We start from the raw sequence: 13,570 nt of genomic DNA, 5'->3' as shown, positions 1-13,570 counted from the left end.
TCTGCGATTAGCTGCAAACGCCCACGCGCTTGTCATCCAGGGCGAAGCAAGGAGCGGAGCGACGCGCGCAGACCCTAGAACTCATGCCGCTCCATTGAGGCGTTGCGGCAAATTATAGAATCTGCACTGCAGTATTCTACGCCAGAGGTAACGGCGTGGATCCTCGGGTCAAGCCCGAGGAAGACGAAGTTGCAGGAGCTTCGGGCAATCGCGAATGTTGCGATCGCCTTCTGGACTAAGTCCTTCTGTCTAAGGAGGGGGGTGCGCCCGGCCTGTATGTATCAGCCGACGGCGAGCGACTCGGCAGCGAAGGCGGTTTCAGGTCTCTCGTAAGACAGACGGACGCTGTCGCGGCCGTTCTTCTTGGCCTTGTAGAGCGCCTCGTCGGCGCGCCGCATCAACGGCATCAGCCCTTCCCTGCCGGTGCGGGCGGCAACGCCGAAGCTGGCCGTGACCCTGGTGCCGGGCGGCAGGCCATCGATCGTACCGGCCGAATAGAAGGAACGGATCGCTTCGGCGAAGAGCCTTGCCGACCCCAAGTCGCTTAGCGGCAAAAGCACGGCGAACTCTTCGCCGCCGATGCGCCCGGCGGCGCCGCGCGCGCCGGTGGCGGAGCGCAGCTTGGCGGCGAAATCGGCGATCACCCGATCGCCGGCCTCGTGGCCGTGCCGGTCGTTCAGCGCCTTGAAGTGGTCGAGATCGGCCAGCACCAGGGCGACGGGAAAGCCGGCTTTGCCGCACTGGTCGAGCAGCACGGTTGCCCGCTCCTCGAAACCGCGGCGGTTGAGGATGCCCGAGAGCGGATCGGTATGGGTCTCGGCCTTCAATGTCCTCATCACGTCGAGCGCCGCGGCCGTGAACAGGCAGAGCGCGATCAGCAGCGACAACAGCGCGTGCGAAAGCAGCGCCGTCGTCCAGTAGGACGATCCGTAGAAGCCGTCATAGCTGGGGAACGGTCCATGCGCGATGACGACGATCAGCGTGCGGGCGATGAAGTTCAGCCCGGAAAGCAGCGACAGCGCGAACAGGATTTTTTCGGTCGGACCATTGTTGCGCACCGTTCTCAGTTCCGCGGCGACCAGCAGGCTGAGCGCGCCGAAGCCGAAATTCATGACGAGCACGCGCCAGGTGAGGTCCGGCTCGACGAACATGAACCAGATGAAGGCGGCGAGCCCGCCTCCGGTCACGATACCGATGCCGACATAGGGCACGCGCCGTCCGTAGCGCGCGATGATCGCGCTGGAAAGGCACCAGGCCGCGATCGTGAAACAGCTATTGGAAATCAGCTTGGTCACCGCCACGCCGATCGGAAGCGTGAAATACTGCAGCAGGAAACCCGGCGCCGACAGGCAGTAGCTCGCGCCGAGCGCGGCCAGATACGGGCGATGACGCTGATAGGAAAACAGCACGAGGAACGCGGCGCCAAGCGCCAGCGCTATCGTCGGATTGAGCAGCGCTATAAGCAGACCGGTGTCCAAAGGACTGCGACTTTCCCCAACTTACCCAGGGGGAGATACTAGGACCTAAGCCCAAACAAGCGGTTAAGCCCCCGACGAGCACATCGCATGCCACGCGGAACCGGCCTGCCGGAGCGGCGTTGTCCGGCCAGACAGGAGACGCCAGACGGGAGACGATCGAGATGGCCGGCACGATCACTTTGACGAACCACGATGAAATCCGCTCCTGGGCGGCGGCGCGCGCCGGCTTCCCGGCCATCGTCGACGTCTCGCCCGAGGCGGGAACGCAGCCCATGCTGCGGCTGGTTTTTGGGCAGCAGGCCTATGAAGACACCGACCGCCCGGAGCGTTCGATCAACAGCGGCGGCTACGAGCTCGTGGAGTGGGACGAGTGGTTCAGGATTTTCGACGAGCGCCAGTTGGCCTTGGTCGTCGCCGCCGACGAGCCCGGCCGGCGCGAGGAGTTTCACGAGATCATTCGCAGATAGAGCGCTGAAAGCAAAAGGCCCGGACGTCCTGTCCGGGCCTTTGCTGAGAGACGCAAGCCGGCTGTTACTTCCAGTCGCGGATGTCGACGAAGTGGCCGGCGATCGCCGCCGCCGCCGCCATGGCCGGCGACACCAGGTGGGTGCGGCCCTTGAAGCCCTGCCGGCCCTCGAAATTGCGGTTCGAGGTCGAGGCGCAGCGTTCATGCGGCTTCAGCCGGTCGTCGTTCATGGCCAGGCACATCGAGCAGCCGGGCTCGCGCCAATCGAAACCGGCGGCGACGAAGATCTTGTCGAGGCCTTCGGCTTCCGCCTGTTCCTTGACCAGGCCGGAGCCGGGCACGATCATGGCGTTGACGCGTGGATTGACCTTCTTGCCCTCGACCACCTTGGCGGCGGCGCGCAGGTCCTCGATGCGGCCATTGGTGCAGGAGCCGATGAAGACGCGGTCGAGTTCGATGTCGGTGATCTTGGTCCCCGGCGTCAGCCCCATATAGTCGAGCGCGCGGATCTTCGACGTGCGCTTGTTCTCGTCCGCGATCTCTTGCGGATTGGGCACGATGCCCTGCACCGAGACGACATCCTCGGGCGAGGAGCCCCAGGAGACGATCGGCGGCAGCTTCTGCGCGTCGAGCACGACCACCTTGTCGAAATGCGCACCCTCGTCGGACTGCAGCGTCTTCCAATAGGCGAGCGCGGCATCCCAGGCGGCGCCCTTCGGCGCGCGCGGTTTGTCCTTCACATAGGCGAACGTCGTCTCGTCCGGCGCGATCAGGCCGGCCCGCGCCCCGCCCTCGATCGACATGTTGCAGATCGTCATGCGGCCTTCCATCGACAGCGAACGGATCGCTTCGCCGGCATATTCGATGACGTAGCCGGTGCCGCCGGCGGTGCCGATCTCGCCGATGATGGCGAGGATGATGTCCTTGGCGGTGACGCCTTCCGGCAACTGCCCGTCGACCCGCACCAGCATATTCTTGGCCTTGCGCTGGATCAGCGTCTGCGTGGCCAGCACATGCTCGACCTCGGACGTGCCGATGCCATGCGCCAGCGCGCCGAAAGCGCCGTGCGTGGAGGTGTGGCTGTCGCCGCAGACGATGGTCATGCCCGGCAGGGTGAAGCCCTGTTCCGGCCCGATGATGTGGACGATGCCCTGGCGGATATCGTTCTCGGAATAATATTCGATGCCGAAATCCTTGGCGTTCTTGGCCAGCGCCTCGACCTGGATGCGGCTCTCCTCGTTCTTGATGCCGAACTTGCGCTCGGGCGAGGTCGGCACGTTGTGGTCGACCACGGCCAGCGTCTTTTCCGGATGGCGGACCTTGCGGCCGCTCATGCGCAGGCCTTCGAAGGCCTGCGGGCTGGTGACTTCGTGGACGAGGTGGCGGTCGATATAGAGCAGGCAGGTGCCGTCGTCCTGGCGGTCGACCGTGTGGTCATCGAAGATCTTGTCGTAGAGGGTGCGCGGTGCGCTCATGTGCGTAAATCCGTCGATATGAGAATAAGAAAAGCTGGCGTGGCTTCGGCCGGCAAGCGACTTCGATCAGTCGGCCCGGCGAAGTCGGCAGGTGAGCGCGCCGCAGACCCGCGCGGCAAATCGCGACGGCAGGCGCTTTCTGTCCTGCAGCACGAAGCCCTTGTAGGCCGGATCGCTGAAAAGCTTTTCCATGGCGGCGTAGATAGCAATGTTTTGGCTTTTCGGCAATTGCGAGCGGGGGCCTGGTTCCTCGCCTCACTCCCACACCTTCGGAGGGCAAAGGCAGAGCGCCAAGGTCGGCGAGCGCGCGCCCTTCCTCTCTCCCGCCGATCGGGGGAGAGGTGGCGAGCGAAGCTCGACGGAGTGGGGGGGCGACTTGGCTCGGCCATTGTTATTTCAAACCGAGCAATGCCTCGGCTTGATCGGAGCTCTGTGGCGAGCTGTCAGCGGCGGCGCATTTGAGGATCGCCTTCCCCCGCTCCGTCGCTGCTTCGCAGCGCCACCTCTCCCCCCTCCGGAGGGAGAGGAAGGGAGCCAAGATCGGCGAGCTCACGGCTCAAACCACCTCGAACACGAACGTCTTCACCAGCGCCTCCGGATCGCCGATCGCATAGCAACGAAACCACGGGCTTTCTTCGACCGCTCGCCATTTGTTCGCCCGCGCCAGTTCGTCGAACACGGCCTGGAATCCGCCGCTTTCGAAAACCTGGTCGCGCACGGTGAAGATGGCGTGGCCGCGGCGTCTGGTGATGCGCACCAGCTCGTGCAGGCCCGACGCCGGCGCGTGGCCGATGGTGAACACGCCCGTCGAGAAGAAGGCGCGGAAGTGTCCATCCGGCCAAGGCAGCGGACCGCCGAGCATCGCCTTCTTCAGCTCGCCATAGGCCGGCTTGCCATTGGCCTGGCGGCTGCCGGCGATCTTCAGCATGTCGTCGGAGAGGTCGAGCCCGGCGATGTCGCCATAGCCCAGAGCCTTGAGCGACGGCCCCGACAGGCCCGTGCCGCAGCCGGCGTCGAGCAGCGGACCTTCGCCCGCCGGCACGTGCCGCGCCACCCAGGCGGTGATCAGGAAAGGCAGGAGATAGCCGAGCGAGGCGGTCTCGCTGTCATAGGTCGCGGCCCAGTCGGCATAGGCCTTTGCGAGTCCTTCCGGCGAGTCGGCCGAATAGACGGAGTCCAGCGCCGCATTGGCCTTGTCGAAATTCATGGGACGTCTCCTCCGCCGGATGCACATGACCAAGGTAGAGCAATTCCAGGAAAAGTGGGAACCGGTTTTCCGTCCGGAATTGCGTCAAAACAAAGAGATAGCGCGGATTTTGGCGCCCCGCTATTGCTGATGCTGCCTGCGCAGCCGCTGCTCCAGCGCCCGCAGCGCCAGCGACAGGCCGACGGTCAGGATGAGGTAGATATAGGCGACGATCGAATAGGTCTCGAAGAAGCGGAAGGAGCCCGCGGCATAGACCTTGCCGATCTGGGTGATGTCGGCGACGCCGAGCACCGAGACCAGCGAGGAATCCTTGACCATGGCGACGAAATCGTTGCCGAGCGGCGGCAGGATCATGCGGATCGCCTGCGGGAACACGATCAGCCGGAAGCGCTGCGCCCGGCTGAGCCCAAGCGCCTTCGCGGCTTCGATCTGTCCCTTCTCGACCGACTGGATGCCGGCGCGGAACACTTCCGAGATGAAGGCCGAATAGCCGATGGTCAGCGCCATGATGGCGCGCCAGAGCAGCGACACGTCGCGCACCAGCAGTTCGCCGATCAGGCCGGCGCCCTGAAGCGGCGCGGTCAGCGCGTTCCAGGCGGCGACGAAGGCCGGCGCGCCGGCAAAGGCGATCCAGAACAACAGCACCAGGATCGGCACGCCGCGGATGATCTCGACATAGAAGCGCGCGATCTGCCGCAGCCATTGCGACCCCGACAGCGCCATCAGGGCGATGCCGAGCCCCAGCGCGGAAGCTAAGGCGAAAGCGACCGCGGTGACGAAGATGGTGACGCCGATGCCCTTGGCGACGGTGGCGAAGACCTGCGCGTAGAGGTCGCTGGAGGCAATGGCGAGGGCGGCGGCCAAAGCAAGGGCGAGCGCGGCGGCCAGCCACCAGGGGAATTCGGATTTGGATGTGGATGGGGGTGGCATCAGTTCCCAACGCTGGTGAATAGATGCCTTCGCAGGAGTTGCCGGCCGTCGCGACAACAGGGCCTACTGCCCCATCTTGTAATCGAGGAACCACTTCTTGTTGAGCTTGTCGAACGTGCCGTCGGCCTTGAGCGCGGCGATCGCGGCATTGACCGGCTTCACCAGGTCCGAACCCTTCGGGAAGATGAAGCCGAAATCCTCGGTGCCGAGCGGCCCGCCGATCAGCTTCAGCTTGCCGTCGGAGGCATCGACATAGCCCTGGCCGGCGGTGCCGTCGGTGAGCACGACGTCGACGTCGCCCGTTTTCAGCGCCTGCACGGTCGCGCCGAACGTCTCGAACAGCTTTATCCGCGGGTTCTGCTCGTTGCCGTCGAGCACGCTGTAGACGGCGGTGTAGAAAGGCGTGGTGCCCGGCTGGGCGCCGATCAGCCCGTCTTTGAAGGCGCCGAAGGTCTTGGCGTCGGTGAAGCGGCTTTCATCGCCGCGCACCAGCATGAATTGCTCCGAACGCATATAGGGGTCGGAGAAGTCGACCTTCTCCTTGCGGTCGTCCTTGATGGTGATGCCGGTCATGCCGATGTTGTACTGGTTGTCGGAAACAGCCTGGATCATCGCGTCCCAGGAAGTGTTCTGATACTCGACCTTGAAGTTCAGCCGCTTGGCGATCTCGTCCATCGCATCATATTCCCAGCCGATCTGCTTGCCGGTCGTCTTGTCGATGAACTGCAGCGGCGGATAGGCGTTTTCCGTCACCACCACGACCTTTTTGCCGCCGAGATCGGGCAGATTGTCGGCGAGCGCCGCGACAGGCGCGAGAAGGCAGGCCACCATGGCGGCCAGCAGCAGTTTCGACTTGGTCATGACGAATCTCCAAAGGTGCAGGCCGCGCTGCAATCTCGCGGCCAGGAAAAATCCGGTGCCGACTTTAGAGCACTTCCAGGAAAAGTGTGAAGCGGTTTTCCGTTCGGAATTGCGTAAAAACAAAGAGATAGAGCCGCGCGCGCCTTGCAAGCCGGTTCACTCTGCCGCCGCGCGCCAATATGGATTCCAATGCTCTTCAGCGATGGTTTCGGGGACGGCGGTTGCGGCGATCAGTCCTGATCGGCCGTGGCTTCGCGCAATCCGGCGACCAGTCGTGTCAGCGTGCCGTGCAGGGCTTTGAGTTCGGCTCGCTCCAGCGGCATGCCGCAGTTGAGCCCCTCCTGCACGTCCTTCATCTTCCCCCGCAGCGCTTCACCCTTGGCTGTCGGCTCGACCAGCACCCGGCGTTCGTCGGCGCTATCGCGCCGGCGGGTCACGAGGCCGCCGGCTTCCATCCGCTTGATCAGCGGCGTCAGCGTCGCCGAATCGAGGCCAAGTGCTGCGCCGAGCTCGCCGATCGTGCTCGGCGAATGCTGCCACAGCGCCAGCATCGCCAGATATTGCGGATAGGTGAGGCCGAGCGGATCGAGCAGCGGCCGGTAAAGCTTGGTCATCAGCCCGCTTGCCGAATAGAGCGCGAAGCAAAGCTGCTGGTCGAGGCGCGGCACCTCGAGCGCCCCGGCACCCTGCGACGAGGCTTGCTTGGTCATGGTTTCGGTTTTCGCCGTCATGCAGCCTTTGCCGAGAGCGCCACGTCGATATTGCCCCGGATGGCGTTGGAATAGGGGCAGATCTTGTGCGCTTCGGATACAAGCGCCTCTGCGCCCGCCTGATCAAGTCCCTTGATCTCGGCCGCCAGTGAAACGCCGAGGCGGAAGCCGCCCTGGTCGTTCGGATAGAGGCTCACCGTGGAGGTGACCGAAGCGTCCTCAAGCGGCAGCTTCTGCTGGCGGGCGACGAAACGCACCGCGCTTTCGAAGCAGGCGGCATAGCCGACGGCGAAAAGCTGTTCGGGATTGGTGGCGCCGCCCTTGCCGCCAAGTTCGTTCGGCATCGCCAGATCGACCTTGAGCAGGCCGTCGCTCGTCTCGCCGTGACCGTTGCGGCCGCCGGTGACGTGAGCCTGGGTGCTGTAAAGTGCTGGCATTTTTTGTCTCCATCTGATTTGTAAACGATTATTTAGTGTACAAGATAATTCGTCGTCAACGATGGCGAGGCAATTTTCCTGTGGCTGGCGATCACGGCTCGGTGAAAATGAAAAAGGCGGCCGTAGCCGCCTTTCCAAAACCTGTTTCGACGAAGCCTTATTCGGCGGAGGCGGCCTCGGCCGAAGCAGCCTCAGCGGCGGCCTTCTTCTCGGCGGCTTCCTTGGCGGCCGTCTCGGCGGCCAGCGCCTGGGCGGCCGCGACCTTTTCGGCCTCGATGCGGGCGCGCTCGGCGGCCAAAGCATCACGCTCTTCGTCGTTCAGCTTGCGGGCGCGCACGCCGGTGTTTTCCGAAATGCGGGCCGACTTGCCGCGACGGTCACGCAGGTAATAGAGCTTGGCGCGGCGAACCTTGCCGCGGCGCACGATCTCGACGCCCTCGACCATCGGCGAATAGACCGGGAAAACGCGCTCGACGCCTTCGCCGTAGGAAATCTTGCGGACGGTGAAATTCTCCTGGAAGCCCGAGCCGGCGCGGGCGATGACGACGCCCTCATAGGCCTGGACGCGGGTGCGGGTGCCTTCGGTGACGCGCACTTGGACGCGCACGGTGTCGCCCGGCTGGAATTCTGGCAGCTTGCGCTTGGCTTCGATCTTGGCGGCCTGTTCGGCCTCGAGCTGACGGATGAGATCCATCTCAAATATCCACTTCTTGTTCTTCCGACAGTCAGAGCGTCCAACGCTCGCCTTGCAGTTCCAATGACCGCTCGGCTATGCCCTTTGTCGAAACATCGGGCAGGGACGGCTACACCGTCATTTGTTGACGGGTCCGAAAGATCGTTCTTCCGGTTCGGGCGGGCACATACAGGCATTTTGCCGCTTTGTCACGCCCTAATGCATGTCGCCCGCAAGTGTGAGCGATTCAGGCACGGCCACATGCATCAAAAAGGACCTTGAGGCTTATTTTTTCCCATGGCCCCACATTACTGCGGCCGTGCCGGGTTGCGCGCGGCTTGTAAGCTTCCTAAAGCGGGGAAAATGACTTTTTTCGATGCCGCCTTGCTCTTTCTCTCGGGTTTTGTCTCCGGCGCGGTCAATGCCGTCGCGGGCGGCGGCACCTTCGTCACCTTCGGCGCCATGACCTTGGTCGGCGTGCCGCCGATCGTGGCCAACGCCACCTCCTCGGTGACGCAGTTTCCAGGCTATATCACCTCGACGCTCGCCTATCTCGACGACATCAGGCATTTCTGGCGCCAGGCGCTGCTGCTCTGCGTCATCTCCGCCTTCGGCGCGCTGGCCGGTTCGCTCATCCTGCTTGCGCTTTCCAACCCGTCCTTCCGCGCGCTGGTGCCCTGGCTGCTGATCGCCGCGACCGCGCTGTTCGCCGCCGGGCCATGGCTGAAACCGGCGCCCAAGCCCGGCGCCGAGGCAAAAGTTGGCTCTCTCGCCGGGTCGCTCGCCCAATTCGCGACCTCCGTCTATGGCGGCTTCTTCGGCGCCGGCATGGGCGTGATGATGCTGGCCACGCTCGGCCTGACCCAGGCCGGCGACTACCACCGGCTCAACGCGCTGAAGAACATGCTGGCCGTGGTCATCGCGGCCATCGCCATCCTGGTCTTCGTTTCGGGCGGCGTCGTCGCCTGGCCGCAGGCGATCGTCATGATCCCGGGCGGCGCATTGGGCGGCTACGCCGGCGTCTGGATCGCCAAGCGCGTGCCGCAAGGCGTGGTGCGCGGCTTCGTCGTCGCTGTCGGCCTGTTTCTGGCCTTCTACTATTTCACCAAAGGCTGAACCGCCCCCAGCAAATCCGGCCGACGCTCCCGTGTCAGCTTCTCGGCCTCGGCGCGCCGCCATTCGGCTATCTTCTTGTGGTTGCCGGAGATCAGCACGTCAGGGATCGGCCTGCCCTCGAATTCCTGCGGCCGTGTATAGTGCGGATGCTCGAGCAGGCCGTTCTCGAAACTTTCTTCGTCACCCGACACCGCATTGCCCATCACGCCCGGCAGCAGCCGCACCACGGCGTCGAGCAGCACGAGCGCCGCCGGCTCGCCGCCCGACAGGATGAAATCGCCGACCGACACCTCCTCCAGCCCCCGCGCCTCGATCAGCCGCTGGTCGACGCCTTCGAAGCGGCCGCACAGGATCACGGCGCCCGGACCGTCGGCCAATTCGCGCACGCGCGCCTGCGTCAGCGGTTTTCCGCGCGGGCTCATCAGCAGCCTTGGACGCTCATCGCCCGGCGGCGCGGCGTGGTCGACCGCCTTGGCCAGCACGTCGGCGCGCATCACCATGCCGGCGCCGCCGCCGGCCGGCGTGTCGTCGACCGTGCGGTGCCTGTCGGTGGCGAAATCGCGGATCTGGATCGCCTCGAGCGACCAGGTGCCGGCCTCCAGCGCGCGGCCGGCCAGCGACAGGCCGAGCGCGCCCGGGAACATCTCCGGATAGAGCGTCAGCACCGAAGCGGCAAAGCTCAACGGTTGCCTCCGGCATCCTTCGGTCCGCGCGGCCGGCCTTTCGGGTCGAACCCGGCATCCCTGGGCGCTTCGCCGTCTTCTTCGTCTTCAACCAGCCCCGCCGCCTGAGGGTTGACCTCCACGAATCCGTCGGCGATCGAAACATGTGGCACGGCGGCCTGCGTGAACGGGATCAGCACGCCCTTGCGGCCGGCAAGCGTGACGTCGAGGATGTCGCCGCCACCGAAATTATGCACGGCGACGACCTTGCCGATGACGCCCGTATCGTCCCTGACGTCGAGACCGATGAGATCGGCGTGATAGAACTCGTCCTCCTCGCCGTCGTCCGGCAGTACCGAGCGGTCGACGAAAAGCTCCGTACCGGCCAAAGCCTCGGCGGCGTTGCGGTCACCGATTCCCTTGAAGCGCACCACCACGACGGTGCCGGCCGGCCTGATATCATTGATCTGGAAGGCGCGGCCGTCCTTGGCATAAAGCGGACCGTAGTCGGCCAGCGCCAGCGGGTCCCCGGTGAAGGTCTTCACGCGCAATTCGCCCTTGATGCCGTGCGCGGCGCCGATAACGGCCATCTGTACGGGGTTTTCGAGCTTCGACATCGGCGGCGCTTCCTTTGCCCTGCTCTACCCCCCTGAGGCCATCATTTCAATGATCGCCTCTTCACCGCTTCCTAACCCGCATGCCCGAAACTGCCGCCATGCAGGAATTCCTCATCCCGGCCAAACCCGACCTCCAGGCGGCGCGCCAGACCTGGCTGAAGACGCTGGCGCATGAGCGCCGGCTGTCGCCGGAGACCGTCGAGGCCTATGAGCGCGACACCCGCCAGTTCCTGCATTTCTTGACCGAACATCGCGGCGGTTCTCCAGGCATCTCGGACATCGCCGACCTGCGCCCCGCCGATTTGCGCGGCTTCCTCGCCAAGCGCCGCAATGAAGGCGCTGGCGCGCGCACGCTGGGCCGCGGCCTTGCCGGCATCCGCTCACTGCTGCGCTTTCTCGAACGGCGCGGCCTGGTCAACGCCGCCGGCGCGGCTGCTCTGCGCGCGCCGCGCCAGCCGAAATCGCTGCCCAAGCCGCTGACGGCAAGTGACGCCAAACAAGTGGTGGCGACGGAAGGCCAACTCGCGGACGAGCCATGGATCGCCGCCCGCAACGCCGCCGTGCTGACGCTGCTCTACGGTTCGGGCCTGCGCATCTCGGAAGCGCTCGGTCTGGCCGGCGCCGATCTCGCTTCGGAGGCGGACACGGTGCTGCGCGTCACCGGCAAGGGCGGCAAGACGCGGCTGGTGCCGGTGCTGCCGGTGGCGCTGCGGGCGGTTGCCGAATACCGCAGGCTTTGTCCCTACCATATCGATCCGAAGGGCCTGTTGTTTCGCGGCGCGCGGGGCGGGCCTTTGAACCCGGCCATCGTCCAGCGCGAGATGGCGAGGCTGCGCTCGGCGCTCAACCTGCCCGACACCGCGACGCCGCATGCCTTGCGGCATTCCTTCGCCACCCATCTGCTTGGCCGCGGCGGCGACCTGCGCACGATCCAGGAACTGCTCGGCCACGCCAGCCTGTCGACCACCCAGATCTATACCGCCGTCGACACGGCAAGGCTGCTGGATATCTACGAGAAGGCGCATCCAAGGGCCTGAAGCCGCTGGGGGATGGCGCGAAGCCCTCCGGACCTCGTCATTCCAGGGCGGAGCAAGGAGCGAAGCGATAAGCGTTGCGGCCAAAGCATTCTCTCCGAAAACCCGAGCGAACGTCAAAAGAGCTCACCGCACCAGAGACAATTTCAGTCTCCCAATTAACCGTTTTGCCGCTTTTCGGCGCTAAGACGCTTCCCATGAAACGCGTCATCGCCATCGCCGACCGCGCGGCCCTTGTCTCGTTGAAGCTGCTTGCGGCGCTCAACTTGCTGTTTTTCTTGTCTTTCCTCGTCGTTCTGCTGATCGCCGGCCGGGCGCATGCCGGAGCGCCCAATTGCGCCGGCACCGATCTTTTGACGGCGCTGGAAAAGAACGATCCCGCCGCCTTCAAGAAGGTCGAGAGCGAGGCGGCGGCCGTTCCCAACGGCAAGGGCCTGCTTTGGAAGCTGGAGAAACCGGGCGAAAAGCCGTCCTATCTGTTCGGCACCATGCACATGACCGATACGCGCGTCACCACGCTGCCGGCGGCCGCGCAGAAGGCCTATGACGGCGCCGGCACCATCGTCATCGAGACCACCGACGCGCTCGACAAGGCCAAGATGATGGCCGCCATGGCCAGCGAACCCGGCCTGATGATGTTCACCGACAACACCACGCTGTCGTCGCTATTGTCGCCGCAGGATGCGGCGGCGCTGGACGAGGGGCTCGACGCGCGCGGCATTCCGCCGGCGACGGTCGCCAAGATGAAGCCGTGGATCCTATCGGCGATGATGGCGTTGCCGGCCTGCGAGGTGGCGCGCCAGAGCGCCGGCGAACCCGTGCTGGACGTCAAGCTTGCCTCGGACGCCAAGGCTTCGGGAAAAGACATCGAAGGGCTCGAGACCGCCGTCGATCAGTTGCGCGCCATGGCCTCGCTGCCGCTCGAATTCCACATGAAGAGCCTGGTCGAGACGATGAAGCTCGGCGACAAGGTGAACGACGTCAACGAGACGATGATCGTGCTCTACCAGCGTGGCGAGGTCGGCATGTTCTGGCCGCTCTTCCGGGCCGTGCTGCCGGAGACGGCGGACGACAAGGCCGGCTATGCCGCCTTCGAGCAGACCATGATCACCAGCCGCAACAAGCAGATGGCGGCGCATGCCGGGCCGATTTTGGCCAAGGGTAACGTTTTCATGGCCGTCGGCGCCATGCATCTGCCCGGTTCGGAAGGACTGGTCGAGGATTTTCGAAAGGCAGGGTATAGTGTTACCGCCGCCAACTGAGTCGTCTGGCGGCTGGCGGACCTGAAAACGCCGGTTTTTCAGCGCTTTCCGTCCGTCCGCGTGAAACCCGATGCGGGCTCAGCGCGTTGATGGCTGTTATTTTGATGACTTTCATCCAAGGAGGACACGTTTCATGGCGAACCCTAACGACCCCTTCACCCCTTCGAGCACGCCTCCCAAGTCGGGTGGTGGCGGCAGCGGGTGGCTGATCGCCCTAGTTGTTATTATCCTGGCCATTGTTGCCTATTATGTCTTTGGCAGAAGCGGCGGCGAGCATGCACCGGCCCCGGCCGAGCCGCCGGCAGCCAGCACGCCGGCTCCTGCGCCTGCAACGCCTGCCCCAGCCCCTGAGCCGGCACCCGCTCCGGCCCCGGCGCCTGCCCCGGCTCCCGCGCCAGCTCCTGCACCCGCGCCGGCCCCTGCTCCGGCACCTGCACCGGCTCAGTAATCGGGCTACAGCTTGAAAAACGAACGGCCCGCCGAAAGGCGGGCCGTTTGGTTTTTGGCAACCACGCCTTCCTCAATACTCGGTCTTGACCCGCGTATGACGAAGCGTTTTCGGCGCCTAGAGTCTTTCACGTTTTGACGGATGCGTATCCGGAGTTTGCGAAGTAGTTGCTGCATTCGGCTGCCTCGATAGTT

15 protein-coding genes are annotated in these 13,570 nt (G+C 64.7%); 4 read left to right on the top strand and 11 right to left on the bottom strand.

The features are described 5' to 3' along the window. Positions 1–281: 281 nt before the first annotated feature. On the bottom strand, positions 282–1,478 hold the full coding sequence (locus tag FJW10_RS28770; protein WP_140902575.1) for a GGDEF domain-containing protein: 1,197 nt from the start codon (positions 1,476–1,478) through the stop codon (positions 282–284). A 161-nt stretch (positions 1,479–1,639) separates the two neighbouring features. Between FJW10_RS28770 and FJW10_RS28765 the strand changes: the two genes are divergently transcribed. Continuing rightward, positions 1,640–1,945 carry a hypothetical protein gene (locus tag FJW10_RS28765; protein WP_140707157.1) on the top strand — a complete coding sequence of 102 codons (306 nt, stop codon included), beginning with the start codon at positions 1,640–1,642 and terminating at the stop codon, positions 1,943–1,945. 64 nt (positions 1,946–2,009) lie between these two features. Here FJW10_RS28765 and leuC read toward each other — a convergent pair whose 3' ends face one another. From leuC to rplS, 8 genes are all read right to left on the bottom strand, one after another. Beyond that, complete coding sequence (gene leuC, locus FJW10_RS28760; protein ID WP_140832495.1) at positions 2,010–3,419, bottom strand: 3-isopropylmalate dehydratase large subunit; 1,410 nt, start codon at positions 3,417–3,419, stop codon at positions 2,010–2,012. A gap of 66 nt (positions 3,420–3,485) precedes the next feature. Continuing rightward, positions 3,486–3,611 carry a hypothetical protein gene (locus FJW10_RS31015; protein WP_140659910.1) on the bottom strand — a complete coding sequence of 42 codons (126 nt, stop codon included), beginning with the start codon at positions 3,609–3,611 and terminating at the stop codon, positions 3,486–3,488. A gap of 364 nt (positions 3,612–3,975) precedes the next feature. Beyond that, the gene (locus FJW10_RS28745; protein ID WP_140902574.1) at positions 3,976–4,626 is read right to left on the bottom strand and encodes a methyltransferase domain-containing protein; all 651 of its coding nucleotides are present in this window, start codon (positions 4,624–4,626) and stop codon (positions 3,976–3,978) included. Positions 4,627–4,746: 120 nt separating this feature from the next. Next, positions 4,747–5,556, bottom strand: coding sequence for an amino acid ABC transporter permease (locus FJW10_RS28740; RefSeq protein WP_140902573.1), 810 nt, complete (start codon positions 5,554–5,556; stop codon positions 4,747–4,749). Between the two features lie 63 nt (positions 5,557–5,619). Continuing rightward, positions 5,620–6,417, bottom strand: coding sequence for a basic amino acid ABC transporter substrate-binding protein (locus FJW10_RS28735; RefSeq protein WP_140902572.1), 798 nt, complete (start codon positions 6,415–6,417; stop codon positions 5,620–5,622). Positions 6,418–6,647: 230 nt separating this feature from the next. Further along, complete coding sequence (locus FJW10_RS28730; protein ID WP_140902571.1) at positions 6,648–7,148, bottom strand: MarR family transcriptional regulator; 501 nt, start codon at positions 7,146–7,148, stop codon at positions 6,648–6,650. Next, complete coding sequence (locus FJW10_RS28725; RefSeq protein WP_140902570.1) at positions 7,145–7,564, bottom strand: organic hydroperoxide resistance protein; 420 nt, start codon at positions 7,562–7,564, stop codon at positions 7,145–7,147. Before FJW10_RS28725 ends, FJW10_RS28730 begins: the two co-directional genes overlap by 4 nt. 157 nt (positions 7,565–7,721) lie before the next feature. Next, a complete protein-coding gene (rplS, locus tag FJW10_RS28720) occupies positions 7,722–8,258 on the bottom strand; it encodes a 50S ribosomal protein L19 (protein WP_140646029.1) in 537 nt (178 codons plus the stop codon). A 342-nt stretch (positions 8,259–8,600) separates the two neighbouring features. On the opposite strand from rplS, the gene FJW10_RS28715 reads away from it, so the two are divergent. After that, positions 8,601–9,353 (top strand): sulfite exporter TauE/SafE family protein, encoded by a 753-nt coding sequence (locus FJW10_RS28715; protein WP_140902569.1) that lies wholly within the window; start codon positions 8,601–8,603, stop codon positions 9,351–9,353. On the opposite strand, the gene trmD is transcribed toward FJW10_RS28715, so the two are convergent. Together trmD and rimM are read right to left on the bottom strand one after the other, a co-directional pair. Continuing rightward, the gene (trmD, locus tag FJW10_RS28710) at positions 9,335–10,036 is read right to left on the bottom strand and encodes a tRNA (guanosine(37)-N1)-methyltransferase TrmD (protein ID WP_140902568.1); all 702 of its coding nucleotides are present in this window, start codon (positions 10,034–10,036) and stop codon (positions 9,335–9,337) included. The genes FJW10_RS28715 and trmD overlap by 19 nt on opposite strands. After that, complete coding sequence (gene rimM / locus FJW10_RS28705) at positions 10,033–10,632, bottom strand: ribosome maturation factor RimM (RefSeq protein ID WP_140835978.1); 600 nt, start codon at positions 10,630–10,632, stop codon at positions 10,033–10,035. Before rimM ends, trmD begins: the two co-directional genes overlap by 4 nt. Before the next feature lie 98 nt (positions 10,633–10,730). Between rimM and FJW10_RS28700 the strand changes: the two genes are divergently transcribed. Together FJW10_RS28700 and FJW10_RS28695 are read left to right on the top strand one after the other, a co-directional pair. Next, the gene (locus tag FJW10_RS28700; protein WP_140835979.1) at positions 10,731–11,669 is read left to right on the top strand and encodes a tyrosine recombinase XerC; all 939 of its coding nucleotides are present in this window, start codon (positions 10,731–10,733) and stop codon (positions 11,667–11,669) included. Between the two features lie 194 nt (positions 11,670–11,863). Continuing rightward, positions 11,864–12,928, top strand: coding sequence for a TraB/GumN family protein (locus FJW10_RS28695; RefSeq protein WP_140902567.1), 1,065 nt, complete (start codon positions 11,864–11,866; stop codon positions 12,926–12,928). The last annotated feature ends 642 nt before the right edge of the window (positions 12,929–13,570 follow it).

Source organism: Mesorhizobium sp. B4-1-1 (assembly GCF_006439375.1).
In the GTDB taxonomy this organism is placed as follows: domain Bacteria; phylum Pseudomonadota; class Alphaproteobacteria; order Rhizobiales; family Rhizobiaceae; genus Mesorhizobium.
The sequence above is the reverse complement of the archived record's forward strand: the minus strand, read 5'-3'. Positions and strand labels throughout refer to the sequence as shown.

What these genes read in the sequence shown, in the direction of transcription:
- FJW10_RS28765 (WP_140707157.1), top strand. Translation starts at nt 1,640, where the DNA reads ATGGCCGGCACGATCACTTTGACGAACCACGATGAAATCCGCTCCTGG.
- leuC (WP_140832495.1), bottom strand. Translation starts at nt 3,419, where the DNA reads ATGAGCGCACCGCGCACCCTCTACGACAAGATCTTCGATGACCACACG.
- FJW10_RS31015 (WP_140659910.1), bottom strand. Translation starts at nt 3,611, where the DNA reads ATGGAAAAGCTTTTCAGCGATCCGGCCTACAAGGGCTTCGTGCTGCAG.
- FJW10_RS28745 (WP_140902574.1), bottom strand. Translation starts at nt 4,626, where the DNA reads ATGAATTTCGACAAGGCCAATGCGGCGCTGGACTCCGTCTATTCGGCC.
- FJW10_RS28740 (WP_140902573.1), bottom strand. Translation starts at nt 5,556, where the DNA reads ATGCCACCCCCATCCACATCCAAATCCGAATTCCCCTGGTGGCTGGCC.
- FJW10_RS28735 (WP_140902572.1), bottom strand. Translation starts at nt 6,417, where the DNA reads ATGACCAAGTCGAAACTGCTGCTGGCCGCCATGGTGGCCTGCCTTCTC.
- FJW10_RS28730 (WP_140902571.1), bottom strand. Translation starts at nt 7,148, where the DNA reads ATGACGGCGAAAACCGAAACCATGACCAAGCAAGCCTCGTCGCAGGGT.
- FJW10_RS28725 (WP_140902570.1), bottom strand. Translation starts at nt 7,564, where the DNA reads ATGCCAGCACTTTACAGCACCCAGGCTCACGTCACCGGCGGCCGCAAC.
- rplS (WP_140646029.1), bottom strand. Translation starts at nt 8,258, where the DNA reads ATGGATCTCATCCGTCAGCTCGAGGCCGAACAGGCCGCCAAGATCGAA.
- FJW10_RS28715 (WP_140902569.1), top strand. Translation starts at nt 8,601, where the DNA reads ATGACTTTTTTCGATGCCGCCTTGCTCTTTCTCTCGGGTTTTGTCTCC.
- rimM (WP_140835978.1), bottom strand. Translation starts at nt 10,632, where the DNA reads ATGTCGAAGCTCGAAAACCCCGTACAGATGGCCGTTATCGGCGCCGCG.
- FJW10_RS28700 (WP_140835979.1), top strand. Translation starts at nt 10,731, where the DNA reads ATGCAGGAATTCCTCATCCCGGCCAAACCCGACCTCCAGGCGGCGCGC.
- FJW10_RS28695 (WP_140902567.1), top strand. Translation starts at nt 11,864, where the DNA reads ATGAAACGCGTCATCGCCATCGCCGACCGCGCGGCCCTTGTCTCGTTG.